The following is a 19,319-nucleotide window of genomic DNA, read 5'->3' on the forward strand; positions in this document are numbered from 1 at the left end:
ATAAGGGGGATATGGGTTGATTATTTCTTAGATGTTGGGTCGTCTAGATGGGGTTTTAGCGCGGGGATACTCCAGTGGAAGTGCGCTGCAAGGATTCGCAAGATCATTACGGTGAGGGCTGTTGCCGCTTGGGCAACAGGGGCAGACCAACCCAAGTATAGTATGCCAAGGTAGACAAAAGAGCCTATCACGCAAGCCATGGCGTAGAAGTCGTTACGGAAGATCAGGGGGACTTCGTTGATAAGAATGTCTCGTAATATCCCGCCAAAAGAGCCTGTTACGGTACCCATTACAGGGGCAATCCACCAAGGTAGTCCGGCATGCAAACTCTTGGCAACGCCTACGGCCGTGAAGAGCCCCAAGCCGATAGCATCGAAGATAAATACGGTGTTATTGATCCGCACGAGCCAATGGCGGAGCACTATGGTAACAAACAGCGCTAGGGTGGCAATGAGTATATAAGAGGGCTCTATCATCCAAAAGACGGGGAGGTCGAGCATAACATCGCGGATAGTACCTCCACCAACGGCCGTTACAAGTCCGATAACAAACGCGCCAAACCAATCGAATCTGTGGGCGGCAGCCAGACGGGTTCCACTGATGGCAAAGGCAAAGGTGCCGAGGTAATCTGCCCAGCGGACAAATTCTGTAATACTATGCTCGGAGATGGAAATGCTCATAACCAAAAGCGAATTTAGGGTGTATTAGATAGTTCTTCTTGGGGCAAATGGACCTCTTTCCCAAGTAAAGTTGCACTTGTGGCATCGTGTATTTCTACGACTACGAATTGCCCAATACGAGCCTGCTCTTTGGGGAATACTACCACTTTATTCTGTGATGTACGCCCGAAAAGCTCTTCTCGAGATCGCTTACTCGTGCCCTCCACGAGTACCTCAAATTGCTTCCCAATATCACGTTTGTTGGAGGCGAGACTGAGTTCGTTTTGTAATGCAATCATCTCATTGAGACGACGTATCTTGGTCTCCTCGGGCACGTCGTCTTGGAGGTGTTTGGCTGCGAATGTGCCGGGGCGTTCGCTATACTTAAACATGAAAGCACTATCGAAAGCAACCTCCCGCATCAGTCGTAACGTCTCTTGGAAGTCCTCTTCGCTCTCGCCACAAAATCCGCAAAACATGTCGGTGCCGATGCTGCACTCGGGCATGGCCTCTCGGATAGCTCGCACGCGGTCGAGGTACCACTCTCGGGTATAGCCGCGTTTCATCTGCTTGAGGATATGGTTGCTCCCGCTCTGTACGGGCAGGTGTATTTGCTTGCAGATATTGGGATAGCGAGCCATCACAGCAATGGTTTTGTCGCTCATGTCTTTGGGGTGGGGGCTCGTAAATCGGATGCGCATCTTGGGGGCTCGCTCTGCTACGGCTTGCAGCAAATCGGCAAAGTCGAAAGGGGGAGCATCGGGTGTTGCAGCCTCTCTTCGGTATGAATTCACGTTCTGCCCAAGGAGGGTTACTTCCCGGTAGCCCAGCTCTACCATGTGATCAATCTCTCGCAAAATGCTCTCTACCTCACGGCTTCGCTCGTGTCCGCGAGTGTAGGGAACGATGCAATAGGTGCAGTAATTGTCGCATCCACGCATGATGGACACAAAGCCGGTAATATGTAGCCCTGCGAGCTTGAGCGGAATTACATCTCGGTAAGTCTCTGTGCGAGATAGATCTATGTTTATTGCTTTCTCCCCTGTTTCTACGGCAGCGAAGAGGTTGGGGAGATCGTTGTACGCATCGGGACCTGCCACAATGTCGGCTCCGTGCTTCTCTATCAGTTCTTGCCGTACACGCTCTGCCATACAGCCCAGCACTCCTATTATAGAGGGTTTGCCATGTTTACGACGGAGTTGATTGTAATGCTCAAGTCGGTTGAGAACTTTTTTTTCGGCATTCTCTCTTACGCTACAAGTATTAATGAGAATCGCATCTGCATCATCGGGAGAGTCGCTCATTTCATAACCCGCAGTTTCCATGATTGCGGCAACGACTTCGGAGTCTGCCACGTTCATTTGGCAACCATAGGTCTCTATATGGATCTTCTTTGTAGTCTGGAGAGATTCGTCTTTTTGCATTTTGAAAGACAGCTTATGGATAGTGTTATTATTATTTTATGAAAGGATTCTTTTTCAGAGAAAATCCGTTGCTGGTTTATAGAAAGTTATTACCTTTGCAGTGGAAAAGTAAGATTTTTCATAGTTAAGGTTTTGGTTATGTCGAAAGGGTGAGCTGGGAAGTTCGCCCTTTTGATCGCTATACGAAAGAACCTTTGGATGTCTTTTCGAGATAGAAAACCCCACGAAAATAAATCAAAATGCCACATTTTACCCCTTTGATAGGGCTCAAAGAGAAAATAATTGGCCTTGGATAGAGAGCCTTTGCTGAATACTATGTATCTTTGAATGCTCATACTCGGCTACAAAAGTACGAAAGAGAGCGCATAGAAATAGAATATTGCTACTAAGAGAGTGGCTAAAGAAAAAGTCTTCCCACAGGGAGGCATATAGGAAAGTATCAGACTATGGAGAAAAAAAAGATGACTGCCCAAGAAGCGGCAGCATTCGTTCAAGATGGTTTTAATGTGGGCTTTGGCGGTTTTACCCCTGCCGGATGCCCCAAGGTAGTGCCCACAGCAATTGCAGAACGTGCTGAGGCAGAGCATAAAGCGGGTCGCCCCTTTTCGATCGGAGTATTTACGGGAGCTTCTACAGGAGATCGCCTAGATGGGATGCTTGCACGTGCCAAGGCGGTGCGTTTTCGTGCCCCGTATCAATCAAATAAAGACCTTAGGACTCTAATCAATTCTGGAGAAACAGATTATACAGACTTGCATTTGTCTTCCCTTGCGCAAGACCTGCGTTATGGGTTTTATGGGGATATAGACGTGGCCATTATAGAGGCTGCTGAGGTTACACCTGAGGGGGAAATTGTCCCTACTTCCGGTGTGGGTATTTTGCCTACTATATGCCGCTTGGCAAAGAAAATTATCGTAGAGCTCAACGATCGTCATCCGGCGGAAATTCGTGGTATGCATGATATTGCAGAGCCTCTTGATCCCCCCTATCGCAAAGAATTGCCCATCTACAAACCTAGTGATCGGGTAGGGCAACCTTTTATTAAGGTAGATCCCGATAAAATAGTGGCTATTGTGGAGACGAGAGAACCCAATGACGAAGGGAGCTTCACCCCTCTCGATGATGTAACCAAGGCCATTGGCGAAAATGTTGCTCGCTTTTTGCATGACGAATTAGTAGCCGGGCGCATTCCCAAAGAGTTCCTCCCAATCCAAAGTGGTGTGGGCAATGTGGCAAATGCCGTGCTTGGCTCTTTGGGCGATAATGAGGGTATTCCTACTTTTGATGTTTACACAGAAGTGATACAAGACTCGGTAATCGAGTTGATGAAAAAGGGGCGCGTTCGCTTTGCCAGTGGTTGCTCTCTATCGGTAAGTCGCTCTGTAATCCAAGAAATATACAGCAATCTCGACTTCTTCAAAGACAAGTTGTTGCTTCGCCCTGTAGAGTATTCTAATAATCCCGAGATCGTGCGCCGTCTTGGTGTTATCACGATCAATACCGCCCTCGAAGCCGACATCTTTGGGAATATTAACTCTACCCACGTAAATGGAACCCGTATGATGAACGGGATTGGTGGCTCGGGTGACTTTACGCGCAATGCCTACCTTTCCATCTTCACAACGCCCTCCACGGCAAAAGATGGTAGGATCAGTGCCTTCGTGCCCATGGTGTCGCATCTCGACCACAGTGAGCACTCTGTGAAGGTAATCATAACAGAATATGGGATTGCCGACTTACGAGGTTTGTCTCCTCGCAAGCGTGCTCGTTGTATCATAGATAACTGTGTACATCCCGATTATCGACCCTTACTTAACGAATATCTAGAGCGTACGAAAAACGGACAGACCCCACACGACCTCAAGGCTTGCTTCGCCTTCCACCATGCTATTGCCGAAAAGGGCGATATGCATTTGGCTGACTTCGACAAATAAAACAATTCTCAATTTATAAAAATCAGATTATGAGTAAAATAGATCTTAGCAAGTACAATATCCTCGATCCCGTAGAAGTATTGTATAATCCCTCCTATGACACGCTTTTTGCCGAGGAGATGAAACCCGAGCTTACGGGCTATGAAAAGGGACAACTTACCGAGTTAGGAGCTGTTAATGTGATGACCGGTGTCTACACAGGGCGCTCTCCCAAGGACAAATTCTTTGTGCTGGATGATACAACTCGCGATACTATTTGGTGGACGAGTGATGAGTACAAGAATGATAATAAGCCTATCTCTCCCGAGACCTGGACGGAACTCAAAAAGATTGCTACCAAAGAGCTTTCTAATAAACGGCTCTTTGTTGTAGATGCTTTCTGCGGTGCTAATGAGAATACACGCCTCAAACTCCGTTTCATTATGGAGGTAGCTTGGCAAGCTCACTTTGTGACGAATATGTTCATTCGCCCCACAGCTGAGGAGCTAGCCAACTTTGGCGAACCCGACTTTGTGATCTTGACTGCCTCCAAAGCTAAGGTGGATAATTACAAGGAGCTTGGCTTGAATAGCGAAACGGCTGTAGTGTTTAACCTCACCGAAAAGATGCAGATCATTCTCAATACTTGGTATGGGGGGGAAATGAAGAAGGGTATGTTCAGCTACATGAATTACCTCAATCCGCTAAGTGGACGTGCTTCTATGCACTGCTCTGCCAATACGAGCCAAGATGGCAAAGAGACGGCTATCTTTTTTGGTCTCTCGGGCACGGGTAAGACAACGCTCTCTACAGATCCCAAGCGCAAGCTCATTGGCGACGACGAACACGGCTGGGATGATGATGGCGTTTTCAACTACGAAGGTGGTTGCTATGCCAAGGTAATTAACCTGAGCAAGGAGAGCGAACCCGATATTTACAATGCGATTCGTCGTGATGCTTTGCTCGAGAATGTAACCGTAGATGCCAACGGAAAGATCGACTTTAGCGATAAGAGCGTAACAGAGAATACTCGCGTTTCTTACCCGATCTACCATATTGAGAATATCGTTAAGCCTGTTTCAAAGGCAGGGCACGCGACCAAGGTAATTTTCCTCTCGGCAGATGCATTTGGGGTATTGCCTCCGGTTTCGATCCTTACTCCCGAGCAGACGCAATACTATTTCCTCTCCGGATTTACGGCAAAGCTCGCAGGTACAGAGCGTGGAGTAACGGAGCCTACGCCTACTTTCTCCGCCTGCTTCGGAGCTGCTTTCCTCTCCCTCCATCCTACAAAGTACGGGCAGGAGCTTGTAAAGCGTATGAACGCTGTTGGGGCTAAAGCGTATCTTGTAAATACGGGCTGGAACGGAACAGGCAAGCGTATCTCTATCAAGGATACGCGTGGTATCATAGATGCGATTCTCGATGGCTCTATAGATAAGGCTCCCACCAAGGAGATCCCCTACTTCCGTTTTGCCGTTCCCACAGAGCTTCCCGGGGTAGATTCTAAAATCCTCGACCCCCGCGATACATATGCGGATGCCTCTGAGTGGGATGCTAAGGCACGCGACTTGAGCGAACGTTTCATCAAGAACTTTACCAAGTTTACCGGTAATGAAGCCGGTAAGGCGCTTGTAGAAGCCGGTCCAAAGCTGGACTAAAGGTTTCTCTTATATCCTCTTAGGATTCTCCCCAATTACCCTTTTTGCTAAGGATGATTGGGGATTTCTATTTTCTTTATCGGGGCTTTAGTAGGCTCAAAAAGAGGAGGTTTCTCGTCTTTTCTGCTCTGTAGAGGGGGTACTCCACTTTCTTTTTTTTATCTTTGCAGCAGTTTTACTGATAAGAACAAGAATAAAATGATGAAGAAATTATCTGTTTTAGGAGTAAGCGCAGTGGCTTTGTTGCTCTCTGCTTGCAATGCAATCTCTAGTATTGTAGGTGTCCCCACGGATACAAAAGAGACATGGGAAAAAGTGCAAGGAATCATCGAAGAAAAGGTGGATGCTAGCAAATTTAAGCTTGTTAGTCTAGATCTCGGTAGAGATTCTCGTCCGGGCAAGGAGTTGGACAACGATCTTCACTCTTGTGCGGTAGTGATGGTGGATAAGGATGGCGCTGCATGGCATCAAGTTTTCTTTGTAGATGGATCTGCAAGCAACCTTTCTGCATATACAACATATGCAGAGGAACCCAATTTTTCTGAGATCTCCGCACTTGATGTAAAGGGCATCTCTCCGGAAGCGTATGCAAAGCAGATCGAGGATGCCAAAAAAATAATTGAAGCAGAAGGCCTCAAGTTCCACTGTGTAGACTCTTATTCGATTGATAATATAACGGAAAAGGGTAGATGTCGCTTCGTTTTGCATGTTACTGAGAAAGAAGCGAAGACCGTAAGTAATGCCGGACGCACATCCATTGAATATTACGAAATTCCTTTCCTCGTTTCGGAACAGGGAGAGGTTTCAATTGATGAGGATAGGGTATTGATCTAAATTCTAGATTAAGAATTAGATTTTCTTTTCCCCCTCCTCGTCCTATAACGAGAGGGGATAAGGGGAGTCTTTCCGGAGACGTGCAAAGTGGCTCTTGTGGAGCTACGACTTTGCCGACGGAGAGACTCCCTTTTTTTATCCCTAGGAGAGGGAGGATACATAGTTTGGGGGCGAATAGATACGGGGGATCCTCATTGTGAGTCGCTGGCTGGAGGGAAATTTTTTCTTGCCCAAAAAGTCGTTCCCTTTTTGCCTAAGAATAAAAAAGATTTAGCCTGAGAAATCTGAGGATTTCAGCCTAAAATGCCCCAACATTTAGGGCAGTAATTTTTTTATTTCTACCCAATGGAAAAAGTGCCCTTGGGGATGAAGAGCTCCTTCTCAGACGGTTTTTTACCCTTTTTCTCCCTCTTCTCTCGGAGAAAACATCTGAGAAACGAAGAGGATTGAATGGAATAAGCTAACTTTGTCCCATAAGAACGAGATTCGTATGGAAGATATAGAGCTTTACGGAAGGGTATTTGCACCTTATATTACTTATCGCGAGATTGATGCTGCCATCCAACGTATGGCAGAAGAGATACGGGTAGATATGGAAGGCAAAGATCCTCTCTATGTAGTGATCATGAATGGTGCCTTTATGTTTGCCTCTGAGTTGCTGAGTTACATCGGCACAGAGCACGAGGTCGCGTTTGCTCGCTATTCGTCATATCAAGGGACGCAGTCTACCTTCAGCCTTAAGGAGGTAATGCCCGTTAGTGCTCCCCTCAAGGGACGTCATGTTGTGATCTTGGAGGATCTTATCGACTCCGGTTACACGATGCAAAATGTAAAGGCTCTATACCTTGATGAGGGAGCCGTAGAGGTGCGTATTGCTGCCATGCTCACAAAGCCCAAGGCGCTAATGTGCGATATAAAAGCGGACTATGTAGGGCTTGAGATCGACAACGATTTTATTGTAGGGCACGGCTTAGACTACGATGACAGAGGGCGTATGCTCCGAGATATTTACAAACTCAAAGAGTGATGATAAACCTAATCTTATTTGGAGCCCCGGGGTCGGGCAAGGGTACTCAGAGTGCCAATTTGGTACAGCGTTATCAGTTAATGCATGTATCGACCGGAGATATTCTCCGTGCAGAGATTAAGGCAGAGACAGAACTGGGTCTGAAAGCTAAGACTTTGATAGAGGCCGGTCACTTAGTCCCCGACGAAGTTATCATTGGAATGATGGAAGACCTTGTAGCTTCGCATCCCGACGTAAAAGGTTTTGTCTTCGATGGCTTCCCTCGTACGGTGGCTCAAGCCCAAGCCCTCGATCTTTTGCTACAGCGTCACCAGACCAAGGTGAGTGCCATGCTAGAGCTTTCTGTGCCCGATGAGATGGTGATAGAGCGTTTGCTCCTTCGCAAAGAGAAGGAAGGACGTAGCGACGACAATATAGAAACCATTAACCATAGGCTTAAGGTTTATCGTACGCAGACGGCTCCTGTCTCCGAGTATTATGCTCAGCAAGGCAATCTCCATTTGGTAGATGGTACAGGTAGAGTAGAGGAGATCTCCGAGCGTCTCTACCAGATTATTGATAAGCTCGCTTAGGAGACTGCTGAGGGTAGATGGCAGAGAGCAATTTTGTAGACTATGTGAAGATCTACTGCCGCTCGGGTAAGGGCGGTAGAGGTTCGGCACACTTCCGCCGCGAAAAATATATCCCCAAAGGAGGTCCCGATGGGGGAGATGGAGGTAATGGCGGGAGTATTTACATTCGTGCCAATCGCAACTATTGGACGCTTCTTCACTTGCGTTTCAATCGGCATATATATGCTCCGAGTGGCGAGAGTGGTGCCGGTGCTCTTAAAACCGGCTCTTCGGGTAGCGATGTGATAATAGAGGTACCCCTCGGCACCTCCGTATATGATGCCACAACGGGGGAGTTTATCCTCGATGTTACGCGCCACGAAGAGCAGAAGCTCCTCCTCAAAGGGGGGCGTGGAGGGAAGGGAAATTCCTTCTTCAAAAATGCTACCAATCAGGCTCCCCGCTTTGCACAACCCGGCGAACCGGCACAGGAGCGTGAGATCATCTTGCAGCTCAAGACCCTCGCCGATGTAGGGTTGGTTGGCTTGCCCAATGCCGGTAAGTCTACGCTATTGAGTGCCATAACAGCGGCTAAACCCAAGATTGCCGATTATCCTTTTACCACCCTTGTTCCTAACCTCGGTATTGTTAGTTATAGAGACAATCGCTCCTTTGTAATGGCAGACATCCCCGGTATCATCGAGGGTGCTGCAGAGGGAAAAGGGTTAGGACTCCGCTTCCTTCGCCATATCGAACGCAATTCTATACTCCTCTTTATGATCCCTATTGATACGGAGCATATCTATCGGGAGTATGAAGTCTTGCTTGCCGAGTTGCTCAAGTACAATCCGGGGTTGGGTTCTAAGCGTCGTCTCCTGGCGATTACCAAATGCGACTTGGCCGACGACGAATTGATCGAGATGGTTCGTGAAGAAATTCCTCAAGAGCTACCTCATGTTTTCATCTCGGCAGTGGCACAACGTGGGCTTACAGAGCTAAAAGACCTGCTCTGGCAAGAGCTCAATCGTGAGATGCCTTACGACAATACTGAACTGGTACGCGAGGCCATGCAGCTTGAGACCCTCCATGACGATGATGCTCTCTACAATAAAGAGGGAGCTATTGAGTGGCTAGAAGACGACGAGGACGACGAAGACGAATTGCTTGATATTGAGTGGGATGATGAGGTGAAAGATGAGCTAGGGCTCAACGATTAACCCTCTCTCCACAAGTCTAATCGTTACGCAAAGTAGCACATATCCATAGCTGCAACCCTATTTTGGGTTGGCTACGACTTTTACCTAAACTTTTATGAGACACCATGTATCTATAGCTCCTGATTTTGCTCGGCTTTGTCCCCATTTTTCCATGGCAATAATTGAGGCAAAGGTCTCTAATATGCCTACAGACCTCCTGCTCAAAATGGAGATGGATAGGCTCATGGCACAAGTGGTTCTCACCACACAACTGGATAAGATAAAGGAGATGCCTGCCATCCATCATACGAGAGCAGCTTATAAACTCTGTGGCAAAGATCCCAATCGCTACCGACCGGCTGCCGAGCAGTTGCGCCGCCGTATTGTCAAAGACTTGGGGTTGTATTGGGTCAATCAGCTTGTCGATTTGGGCAATATCGTCTCCATAGCTACGGGGTATTCACTTGGTGTCTTCGATGCCGATACCCTACAAGGGGATATAACATTGCGTATTGGCTCTGCCGATGACCACTTTGAGGGGATTGGTCGTGGCGTGCTTAACGTGGAGGGATTGCCCATTTACGAAGATGCTCTAGGTACTTTTGCAACCCCTACAAGCGACTCAGAGCGCAGCAAAGTAGAACTATCTACTCGCAACGCTCTGATCTTTATCAATAATTATGTTCCCCAAGAGGAGGGAGGAGACGCCCTTCTGCAAGAGGCAAAAGAGCAGACTATCGAGCTACTCCGGCGGTTTGTACAAGCAACGGATATCGACTCTACAACTGTTGCTAGCCGCTCGGTGTAGAGAAATAAATTGCCGGACTAGAGACGGTAGGCAATCCTTATCGATAGTTCCGGAATAGATGCAGGGCTTAGTAGAGTGTAGTAGGTTATTCCCCAGTCTCCTCCTAAGGCTGGACGATCTCCTCCGTCACCAAAGGGAATGGCTAGCTTGATCCCGCAATCGGCACCTAGGTACCAACGTCCGGTTTTCCCCATAGGAAGTAAAAATCCGAATCCTACTCCCCCGCCTGCGTAATAGGGCGCATCGAATACTGTAGCACCGAAGAAGTAACCCGCCACAGCCTTTACTCGAGCGTAAATCCCCGTGCCTACAGTACCCGTGAAATAGTATTTTGCCATGGGAGAGATGGCTATGTTAGGCATTTCTAAAAGCCATAGGTGCGTTGTGAGATCGGCACCGAGAGAAAATTTGGGAGTGAGGGAGCGTTCGATCCCAAGGTCAATTCCAAAAAGAAGGTGCTGAGGTGCGGTACTTACAAGGGTCTCGGGGACGCCGCTTTTTGTGTCACTTTTTTCTTGTGCAAGGCTAGGTGCGATAGAGGCCAAAAGGGCGGCTCCGCAAAGGATTGCGTGGTAGAGCCAATGGCATTTTCTATTCATTATTACTTTGATAATTAGTATATTGTTGGTGTTTTTTTATTGTAGAGCTAAGACTAGGCAAGGGTGTAGTATAGCAACGAATATCAGCTATGCAATGGCAGCTTATCGCTCGGTATCTAGAACTAAATTGCTGGACTAGAGACGGCAGGCAATCCTAATAGATAGTTCCGGAATGGATGCTGGGCTTAGTAGAGTATAGTAGGGCAACCCCCATTGTGGTCTTACGGCTGGCCGGTTTTTATCGACCCCAAAGGGAATGGCTAGTTTGACCCCTCCATCAACGCCAAAGTGCCAACGTCCGGTTTTCCCTACGGGGAGTAAAAATCCGAAGCCTACTCCCAGGCCTGCATAATAGGGAGCGTCTAATGCTGTAGTGCCAAAGAAGTAGCCCGTCACAGCCTTTGCCCGAGCGTAAATCCCCGAGCCTACAGTGCCCGTGAAGTAGTATTTAGCCATGGGAGAGATCGCTATGTTGGGCATTTCCAAAAGCCATAGGTGCGTCGTGAGATCGGCAGCGAGGGAAAGTTTGGGAGAGAGGGAGCGTTCGATCCCTAGGTCAATCCCAAAAAGAAGGTGCTGAGGTGCCGTACTTACAAGGACTAGAGGTCCATCGCCTTTTGTGCCACTTTTTTCTTGTGCAAGGCTGGGAGCGATAGCGGCCAAAAGGGCAGCTCCGCAAAGGATTGCGTGGTAGAACCAATGGTGTTTTTTCTTCATCATTGCTTTGTTAATTAGAGTCTTGTTGGTGTTATTTTATTGTAGAGTCAAGACTAAGCGAGGGCGTAGTAAAGCAACCATCCTGCACCTCCTGCAAGTAAGATGAGGAGGATCGGGTGTACCCATCGCCTGAGTGCGGCTACAAAGGTAACAGCAAATAGTAAAAGACTACGCAAATCGGGGAAATTGTCTCGCACTACAATCGCCTCTCCATTCCCATGGCTTATCCATTGCCAAACGGCCTCTGCGTGAATAGAGAGAAGCAGAGCCGCCGAAGCAATAAGCCCAACAGAAGCGGGGCGGATACCCACAAAAGCCGCTTCCACCCATCGGTTTTGTCGGAAACGTGAGAACACCATGGAGATAAGCATCACCAAAATAAAGGAGGGGAGTGAGACAGCCAATGTGGCAACAATAGCCCCGAGGATAGAACCCGTAGCCGTGTAGCCAATATAGGTGGCACTATTGATGCCGATGGGACCCGGTGTAACTTGGCTCAGCGCCACTATATCGGTGAATTGCTGTTCCGTGATCCAGCCTTGTTTTACCACTACTTCGTCTTGTACAAGAGAGAGCATGGCGTAGCCCCCTCCGAAGCCGAAGAGTCCAATTTTGGTATAAGTCCAAAAAAGCTGTAGGTAGAGAAGTAGGGTAGTCATACTCTTTTGCTAGGCTCAACCTTACTTCTGTTGCTTTAGTTTGCGCTTGATCCCCTCTCGATAAAGTATCCCCAACCCTCCCGATACTAGGATAATTAAGATAGGAGAAACTCCCAAAAACCAAACCAAGAGAGCCGTAAGAATAGGCACGATAAGCCACCTGTTGGATAGGCGCATGGTACGCCATGTAGTATAAACCGGTACGGCAATAAGGGCGACAACCGCAGGGCGAATCCCTTGCATTATAGCCGCAATATGGGGATTGCTCTTGGCACTCTCGAAGGTAAAAGCAAGTAGTAGGATAATGACAAAAGAGGGGAGAATCGTCCCGAGAGCGGCAATGGTGCCACCTCGCTTCCCTGCAAGGCGGTAGCCCACAAAGATGGATATATTGACTGCAAACACCCCGGGGAGCGATTGGGCAACGGCAAATAGGTCGATGAACTCTTCGTGAGAGAGCCATTTGTGCCGCTCCACTACATCCCTCTCAATGAGGGGCAACATAGCATACCCTCCCCCAAAGGTGAAGCTACCTATACGCAAAAAGGTAGTGAAGAGGGAGAGGAGAAGAGAACGCATAGGGGGCGAGGCTAGAAGCGTCCTCGCGCACTCCGCTTGCTGCTGCTCGTTGCCTTAGCCGGTTTTGCTGCTTTGGCAGCCTTTGGAGCCTTGGGTGCTTTCTCCTTGCTTTTTTGGCGGCGAGCTCGTGCCGTATTGTCTTGTACTGCAGTGGTTTGAGCGTTGTCTTTCCCCTCTGTTGTTACCTCTTCGGGAGCATCAGTTTGGGGCGTTTGCATCCAAAGACTTACTTCAAAACTTTTTAGTTCTTGTTCAATGCGTTGCTGCTCGCTGCGGAGAGAGTCCGGCGTGGGGCAGTATTGAGCGAGAGCCTTACCAAGCCTGTTTTGTGTCTTGTAGATACCTCCGTTGTATAGCCTCATGCGGAAGTAATTGTCGAGTGTAGAGGTGGTGGCATTATTGATATCGCTTAGCATTACGGGTTGCATGGCCAGATAGGGGCGAATGCTTTCGTAGGTAACCCAAAAGAGGGGATACTTGAGCGGCTCTTCGGCGTCACCTGTATCGTGCATTACAGGGCAGAGGGCAATTACTTTGGTATCGATGGTGCTTCGGATGGGATCGAAGTAATATTCTTCTTTCAAAAAGTAGCTTTTTACAAGTTCGGAGGGTATATCGGCTTCGGCTACCACGTAGCGCGCATTCCCTTCACGGCTGGCATCTTCTTCGAATAGGATACCAAAGCGATCTAGAAAGTCGGAGAAGTTGAGTTTGTGTTTAGCATCAAAGGCTTCGTATCCGTCCGTATAATCGAAAACTTCGATAGCTCCTTTGTTGACCAATCTAAAGAGCGTAGAGAAGAGGTTCTGCTCAGTCTCGGTGGGGCGAGGAGGGTAGTAGAGAGCAGCGTTCTCGGCACTATCGAGGTTGACTTCCCGGTAGATAACCCGCTTCCAAGGGGCGTTGCTGCTATTCTTCTCTAGCCGTTGGTTTAGTTCAGAGGCACGTGCACTCAGGCCATCTTGCTGAGCCTCTTGTTTCTCTTGTTGGGAGCGACGAGAAGTGGTGCTTTTGCGCACAGGGGCGGCTTGTATGGAGTCGTTTTGAGCCCAACTATAGGTGAGGCTCAAAGAGAGGGCTAATAGAGCTGCGGAGAGGTGGCAGGCTATATGATTATAGAACTTCATGCTTATCTACTTAACTATTACTTCAATGGGCGGGATTTTGCGCTCTACACCGTCGGGGCCACGGGCTATTACTTCGCTGATGTAGAAGCGTTTGCCACGGGAGAGGGAGCGTATGCGAGAGAGTTGTCGCTCGGAGAATCGATCCCCTTGCCCCACCTCGGGCATGGCATTTCCCATCTGGTCGAAGAAGGTGAGCTGGAAGCGAACTACCGAGTAGGATACCTCCAGTATGTCGTCGTCAATGGCAGCTTTGATTCCTCCGGCTGCTAGAAGATCGCGTTTGGCGAGGCTCCCTCCACGGAAGCGTTTGGCTACTCCGTTGGCATCCTTATACTCAATGTAGGGTAGAGGGTCGGGTAGAGAACGAACTCTCAATCGCTGTTCGGCTACTTTCTTTACACTACCATCCATCCCTCGTGCTGATACACTTATGACGGCTTCTGTGCCTACTTTGGCAGGGCGAGCTACCCACTGATTCCCTCGTTTGGTGAGACTTCCATTGCTCATCGTTGCCGATATCGCTTCGCCGGCAACGCCGGGAACAGCTATGTTGATGGGGTTGTCTATCCCTGCGTATAGTACGTTCATCAAGGTAGGAGCAATGGAGGCCATGGGAGCTGTGACCGTATATTCGGAGTTAAACTCATGCTTCTCGAGCGTGCCATCTCCGCGCCGCATTTCGATGAATCCCTTGATGGGGAAAGTGCCCGAAGTGCCTGTTGGTACGCTATATACCCCACGACTAGATGCAGGTAGCTCCTTGCCGTTGACTACGATACGGGGCTGCTGGGTAGAGTCTACACTGCTCAGTACAATTTGGGCGCGGTAGGTTCCCCCACTCATTACGATCTGACTTTCCGGCACTACTTGTGCCTCTATTTTATTGACACGGAAGTCACCAATATCAATGCTTCGGATAAGTTCGCTCAAAACTTCGCCCTCCACGTTGCGTAGATCCGTCTGAATCTGTGTGAGAAGAGTCACAGCAGCAATGGTAGGCATCCCCTCAAAAAGAGAGTTCTCCCAGGGTTGAATCCCCTTGGATTGGGTGGAAAGAATATTTTCCATAGCGCGACGCTTACCACTGTCGAGCATCATACTCCCGGCCAATTGGCGGAAGTGCTCAATACGAGAACGCAACTGTGCCCCCTTGGGATCTAGCGGATTGAGCATAATGGCAGCGGAGGCATTCATATCATCCTTGCGGTCGATATTATTTACATCTCCATCCTTTCCATCCGTTTTTACAACGATAAGTTGTTTGAGTTCGTCTATAAATTGGTAAAGCGAGTCGGCCGCACTTTGTATCTGTTTGCCCCGAGCAAAAGCTGTGGCTGCCTTGTCCGGATTGTGGTTGTAGGCTAGCTGTAGCTCCATACCGGTGCGATCGTTTCGCTCGGTAGTCGTAGCAAGCATTTGGGCGAGGCCTTCCCCCACTTTGTCAAAGCCTGCCAGTACATCCGAAGACACATTGAGGGCTACCATGGCAATGAAGACGAGATACATTAGATTGATCATCTTCTGCCGATTGCGATTGCCCGAAGATCCTCCCGAAGCCATATTGAACTAAGGATTTATTGTTGGGTTTGACGGTGGTTGGGGTACTGCTCTTCTCGTGAGGGCGGATAGGCATCATACGATGGAGTATAGCCCTGACGATAAGGGTCCGGATAGGCATTGCGAGACATCATGGAGCCTCCCATATTGATGGTCATGGCATCCAACAAGCGTGCATATATGCGGTTTAAGTCTTGCAATTGGCGAGCCATGTGGGCATTCTCCATACGGAATGCGTTGCTGTCTCCGAGGCTCCCCTCATACATCTCGCGCATACGATCGAGACCGGCATTGATCCCTTCGATGGCTGCAATTTGCTGATTTACATCACGCAACTGCGCCTCGTAGGCGGCGTTGAGCCCCGTAATGTTCTTGCCGAGGGCTGCTATCTGTTCGTTATATTGTGCCGTATGTTCGTTGAGCGTCTGTAGGTTGATGCTCTGCCACTGCTGGGTCATCCCGCTGGTGACTTCCCCGAGTCGGGAGAGTTGGTCAATAGCTCCGCTTAGTCTCTGTATGCTGCCACGAAGGTGATCAAGCTCCTCTTGGGAGAGTACCCCGGCGAGTGAAACCTCGGGGGCTGCGGCTCCGAGGTGTGAAGGAGAGGAGGGCTCGAAACTCTCTGCACGCTGCCGTGCTGCTTCTGCTCTCTGGGAGAGATAGTCGCGCTGCTGCTCTATGTCTTGTGGGCTTCTTCCCTCTAGACCTGCATTGAGTTCGGGGAATACTTGCTCCCATTTGTAGGTTTCTTCGGGTTGCTCAAAGCCTGAGATGAAGAATACAAGGAACTCTGTCATCATCCCAACGAAGAGCATTTGATCCCCAAAAGACCAGTGTAAGAGCTTAAAAAGAGCCCCTACAATTACTACGGCTGCCCCCCAACTGTAAGCCACGTTGAGGATCTTTTTTCCACGGCGGCTCGCCAAAAAAAGACTGAGTTTGCCGGCTTTTTTATTTGTTTCCATAGGACTCTTTTGCTATTTTTTCTTGTTGCTTCTTTTTTGAGGAGTAAAGCTGATGGCTCTGCGCACACAGCGGAAGCCAATGTACGAGCGAGCTTTGCCTTGAGATTCGTAGCTGCGGGTGGCGGATTGTATAAAGCGTACGACATCTTTCCACGAACCCCCACGCACCACTTTGCGGCGGAGTATCTCGGGGTCGCGTAGATCGGCATGATAGTCTAGCTCCGGGTTTATGTCGTCTACATCTTTGTAGCTAGAGGCTGAGTAGGCGGACTCGGTCCACTCGGCAACGTTACCTGCCATGTCGTACAATCCAAAGTCGTTGGGCGAGAACGATCCCACCTGACTGGTGATAAGGTGCCCGTCTGCGGTGTAATCGCCTTCCCCGGGTTTGAAGTTGCCTAGGTAGCAACCCTTGTCGCTTTGTAGGTCTTGAGCGCTCCATGGGTAGCGTCGGTTGCTATCGCCCACTCGTGCGGCGTACTCCCATTCAGCCTCGGTGGGCAGACGGAAATCTTCGAGGATCATCCCTTCGGGGATGTTGAGCCCTTGACGGAAAGAGGCTGAGCGCCAGGCGCAGAAGGCTTGAGCTTGCTCCCAAGATACCCCTACGACGGGATAATTATCGTAGCCCGGGTGATTGAAATAGAGGTGTGCATACTCGGCATTGGTCGAGTTGGGGAAGTCTCGTACCCAGCAGGCCTCGTCCGGGTAAATGGGCACTATATACGTATTAAGGAAGTCGTATTCGCTAGCAAGTCGGCGCGTAATGGTCTGGCGCATAACGCGGCCGTTATCGTCAATATAGGCTGTGTCTTTGGCAATGGTCGGTAGCTGTAGAGCCTCGATCTCCGCAGGGGTGATGGAGGGATTGCGCAAGGCGAGCATCTGTGTACGATACAGGGCTGCGGCGTGATAGTCGTAGCGTTCGTAGCGATAGACCATTTGAGAAGGATCCAGCCCCCGTTCGTGGGTTACGGGATTGGTGTAATAAACACTATTGATGGCGTTGAGTTCTTCCTCTGTGGCACGCTTTTGATTGGGGATGGGTCGAGACCAATCGAGGTGCGGCTCAATGGGATTGTCGTACTTATCGGTAGTGATTTTGTAGTCGGGGTTCCCTCCATAGGCAGGATCGGCTAGGCGTTCTCTTATGATAGAGTCCCGCACAAAATAGACAAACTGACGGTACTGCGCATTGGTAATTTCCGTCCGATCCATCCAGAAGGCATCTACCGATATTGCTTTCGATTCTGCGGGGAAGCCCCAAAGGCTATCAGCTTGAGTATGCCCAAGCACAATCGAACCGCGGGGGATAAGTACCATGCCATAGGGCGAAGGTTCTTGCCACGAAGCAAGTGAAGCTCCTACCAATTCGCCACCTGATGTTGAGCGAGGGCGCGAGGCACAAGCTGCGAGGAGCACCAGGGTTACCAAACCAACAAAAGGCGGTGCAAGGAGGTGATATCTTTTTGTCATCTGCTATTCTTCTTATTCGCATTCTGTCTCAGCCCTTTTGGTGAGGGTAACCTCCTTTGAGGGGAGAGACGTCCTGCTAGCTTAACGCACAAAGTGTATGCTTTAGTATAGACTTTCTAATTTTCTGCCTACGCAATGCTGTAGCCAAGGACGCGGAATAGTTGCTCTTCTTCTGGGAGAATGCCTAGCAACTGATAGGCAGGAGCCTCACGGGGGTAGTTGTAATGTACCCTGAGGGATTCGAATTGGTCGGGAGTTTGGCGTAGAGCTTGCTCTATTTGAGAGAGGGTTTTCATGGTATGTGCAAGGACCCACTCCGGGCGCAATGAGCCTATCGAACTGAGGTTTATTGTGGCGTTTTCGGGCGTGGAGAGGCTTATCCGGTCAAAGGGAATGAGAGCGGGATTGAGCCCGAAATGCTCCAACGTAGTCTCTACTGCCATGCGCGTGCCTCGGGCTTTGCCATCGGCAGAAAAACCTGCGATATGAGGGGTCGCACGCTCTGCTCGTGCTAAAACATCGAGTCGGATGTTAGGCTCTCCCTCCCAACAATCGAGATAAAACCCCTCTATCCTTCCGGAGTTTAGGGCTTGGAGGAGAGCATCGCTATCAGCAATGGCTCCTCGGGCTGCATTCAATATAAGAGGCTTTTTGCGGCATTGACGGAGAAAATCCTCTCCCAAAAGATGATAGGTGGGGTGCTTCCCCTCTTTGGTGAGGGGAGTATGAAAGGTAATAATCGTGGCTTCGTGGGCTGCTTCTTCTAGGGAAGAGAAGCCTTGCTGTCCCTCTTGCTCTGCCCTTGGGGGATCCACTAGAAGTGTTTTGACGCCTAGTGCCTCAGCCATTTGTTGTACATTGCTTCCCACATGACCTACCCCTATAATAGCGAGGGTTTCTTGCGCTAGAGGTCTCTTGAGGCGTAGGGCGCGCTCGGCAAGTACCCCCATTACCCAGTGAGCTACGGATCGGGCATTGCACCCAGGGGAGTTGCGCCATAGGATACCATGAGAGGAGCAGTAGTCTCTATCAATATGGTCAAATCCTGCTGTAGCGGTCGCTATGGAGCGAATCATAGTACCCTCAAGGAGATTTTGGTTGCAATGCGTGACACTGCGGACAAGAAGCCCCTCGGTTTTTTCTTCGATAAGCCGCTCGCGGGAGATCTCTTGGGACGGAAGGTAAGTAACATCGGCCACCGCATCAAGTAATCCTGCGAGGTAGGGGAGGGATTGGTCGGCTACAAGACGAGGGCGATAATCTGAGGACATAGAGCAATATAGTTCGTTTTTTATGCCCTCAAAGGTACAAATTCTCTCCCCGTTACCCCCTCCCTTTTCTCTTCTAGGCTAATTGCGAAAAAAGTTCTTGCCCTAGAGTAAAAGAAAAACCAGCCGGAAGTGCATCCACTTTCTGCCTAAGAAATATTTCTTTTTAGGGCAGGAACGAAAAAAGTTTTAGGCATGGATTTTTTGTGCCACGCTGAGACTCACTATCCTAGATAAAGAAACAGAGTCTCCTACCCGGGGGTAGAAGACTCTGTCTTTTATGCTATGATTTTATGTAA

General features: G+C 49.2%; 18 protein-coding genes. 7 read left to right on the plus strand and 11 right to left on the minus strand.

The features are described from left to right. Positions 1 to 20: 20 nt before the first annotated feature. Both POREN0001_RS00640 and miaB read right to left on the minus strand, forming a co-directional pair. Positions 21 to 680: a trimeric intracellular cation channel family protein gene (locus POREN0001_RS00640; RefSeq protein WP_004332262.1), complete on the minus strand. Its 660-nt coding sequence runs from the start codon at positions 678 to 680 to the stop codon at positions 21 to 23. A gap of 14 nt (positions 681 to 694) precedes the next feature. Next, positions 695 to 2,083 (minus strand): tRNA (N6-isopentenyl adenosine(37)-C2)-methylthiotransferase MiaB, encoded by a 1,389-nt coding sequence (gene miaB, locus POREN0001_RS00645; protein ID WP_004332208.1) that lies wholly within the window; start codon positions 2,081 to 2,083, stop codon positions 695 to 697. Between the two features lie 446 nt (positions 2,084 to 2,529). Between miaB and POREN0001_RS00650 the strand changes: the two genes are divergently transcribed. The 7 genes from POREN0001_RS00650 to POREN0001_RS00680 all read left to right on the plus strand — a co-directional run bounded on the left by POREN0001_RS00650 (position 2,530) and on the right by POREN0001_RS00680 (position 10,073). After that, complete coding sequence (locus POREN0001_RS00650) at positions 2,530 to 4,017, plus strand: butyryl-CoA:acetate CoA transferase (RefSeq protein ID WP_004332103.1); 1,488 nt, start codon at positions 2,530 to 2,532, stop codon at positions 4,015 to 4,017. 29 nt (positions 4,018 to 4,046) lie between these two features. Beyond that, positions 4,047 to 5,657: a phosphoenolpyruvate carboxykinase (ATP) gene (gene pckA, locus POREN0001_RS00655; protein WP_004332229.1), complete on the plus strand. Its 1,611-nt coding sequence runs from the start codon at positions 4,047 to 4,049 to the stop codon at positions 5,655 to 5,657. Between the two features lie 198 nt (positions 5,658 to 5,855). Next, on the plus strand, positions 5,856 to 6,491 hold the full coding sequence (locus POREN0001_RS00660; protein WP_147286664.1) for a hypothetical protein: 636 nt from the start codon (positions 5,856 to 5,858) through the stop codon (positions 6,489 to 6,491). 490 nt (positions 6,492 to 6,981) lie between these two features. Then, positions 6,982 to 7,518, plus strand: coding sequence for a phosphoribosyltransferase (locus tag POREN0001_RS00665; protein ID WP_004332268.1), 537 nt, complete (start codon positions 6,982 to 6,984; stop codon positions 7,516 to 7,518). Further along, a complete protein-coding gene (locus POREN0001_RS00670) occupies positions 7,518 to 8,090 on the plus strand; it encodes an adenylate kinase (protein ID WP_004332243.1) in 573 nt (190 codons plus the stop codon). Before POREN0001_RS00665 ends, POREN0001_RS00670 begins: the two co-directional genes overlap by 1 nt. A gap of 17 nt (positions 8,091 to 8,107) precedes the next feature. After that, positions 8,108 to 9,286, plus strand: a complete 1,179-nt coding sequence (gene obgE, locus POREN0001_RS00675) for a GTPase ObgE (RefSeq protein ID WP_004332080.1) — start codon at positions 8,108 to 8,110, stop codon at positions 9,284 to 9,286. 94 nt (positions 9,287 to 9,380) lie between these two features. After that, positions 9,381 to 10,073: a B3/B4 domain-containing protein gene (locus POREN0001_RS00680; RefSeq protein ID WP_040579895.1), complete on the plus strand. Its 693-nt coding sequence runs from the start codon at positions 9,381 to 9,383 to the stop codon at positions 10,071 to 10,073. A gap of 17 nt (positions 10,074 to 10,090) precedes the next feature. On the opposite strand, the gene POREN0001_RS00685 is transcribed toward POREN0001_RS00680, so the two are convergent. The 9 genes from POREN0001_RS00685 to POREN0001_RS00725 form a co-directional block, all read right to left on the minus strand. Beyond that, on the minus strand, positions 10,091 to 10,672 hold the full coding sequence (locus POREN0001_RS00685) for a hypothetical protein (RefSeq protein WP_004332038.1): 582 nt from the start codon (positions 10,670 to 10,672) through the stop codon (positions 10,091 to 10,093). Between the two features lie 135 nt (positions 10,673 to 10,807). After that, positions 10,808 to 11,392 (minus strand): hypothetical protein, encoded by a 585-nt coding sequence (locus tag POREN0001_RS00690; protein WP_004332012.1) that lies wholly within the window; start codon positions 11,390 to 11,392, stop codon positions 10,808 to 10,810. A 50-nt stretch (positions 11,393 to 11,442) separates the two neighbouring features. Next, positions 11,443 to 12,048 (minus strand): chromate transporter, encoded by a 606-nt coding sequence (locus POREN0001_RS00695; RefSeq protein ID WP_004332241.1) that lies wholly within the window; start codon positions 12,046 to 12,048, stop codon positions 11,443 to 11,445. Positions 12,049 to 12,069: 21 nt separating this feature from the next. Then, positions 12,070 to 12,627, minus strand: a complete 558-nt coding sequence (locus POREN0001_RS00700) for a chromate transporter (protein WP_004332108.1) — start codon at positions 12,625 to 12,627, stop codon at positions 12,070 to 12,072. Positions 12,628 to 12,638: 11 nt separating this feature from the next. Continuing rightward, the gene (gene porN / locus POREN0001_RS00705; protein WP_004332041.1) at positions 12,639 to 13,754 is read right to left on the minus strand and encodes a type IX secretion system ring subunit PorN/GldN; all 1,116 of its coding nucleotides are present in this window, start codon (positions 13,752 to 13,754) and stop codon (positions 12,639 to 12,641) included. A gap of 6 nt (positions 13,755 to 13,760) precedes the next feature. Further along, positions 13,761 to 15,314 carry a type IX secretion system motor protein PorM/GldM gene (gene porM / locus POREN0001_RS00710; RefSeq protein ID WP_004332122.1) on the minus strand — a complete coding sequence of 518 codons (1,554 nt, stop codon included), beginning with the start codon at positions 15,312 to 15,314 and terminating at the stop codon, positions 13,761 to 13,763. 14 nt (positions 15,315 to 15,328) lie between these two features. Continuing rightward, complete coding sequence (gene porL, locus POREN0001_RS00715; protein WP_004332165.1) at positions 15,329 to 16,276, minus strand: type IX secretion system motor protein PorL/GldL; 948 nt, start codon at positions 16,274 to 16,276, stop codon at positions 15,329 to 15,331. 12 nt (positions 16,277 to 16,288) lie between these two features. After that, positions 16,289 to 17,752, minus strand: a complete 1,464-nt coding sequence (gene porK / locus POREN0001_RS00720; protein WP_004332212.1) for a T9SS ring complex lipoprotein PorK/GldK — start codon at positions 17,750 to 17,752, stop codon at positions 16,289 to 16,291. Positions 17,753 to 17,880: 128 nt separating this feature from the next. Continuing rightward, positions 17,881 to 19,023 carry a 4-phosphoerythronate dehydrogenase gene (locus POREN0001_RS00725; RefSeq protein WP_004332126.1) on the minus strand — a complete coding sequence of 381 codons (1,143 nt, stop codon included), beginning with the start codon at positions 19,021 to 19,023 and terminating at the stop codon, positions 17,881 to 17,883. Between the last annotated feature and the right edge of the window lie 296 nt (positions 19,024 to 19,319).

The organism is Porphyromonas endodontalis ATCC 35406 (genome assembly GCF_000174815.1).
Taxonomy (GTDB): domain Bacteria; phylum Bacteroidota; class Bacteroidia; order Bacteroidales; family Porphyromonadaceae; genus Porphyromonas; species Porphyromonas endodontalis.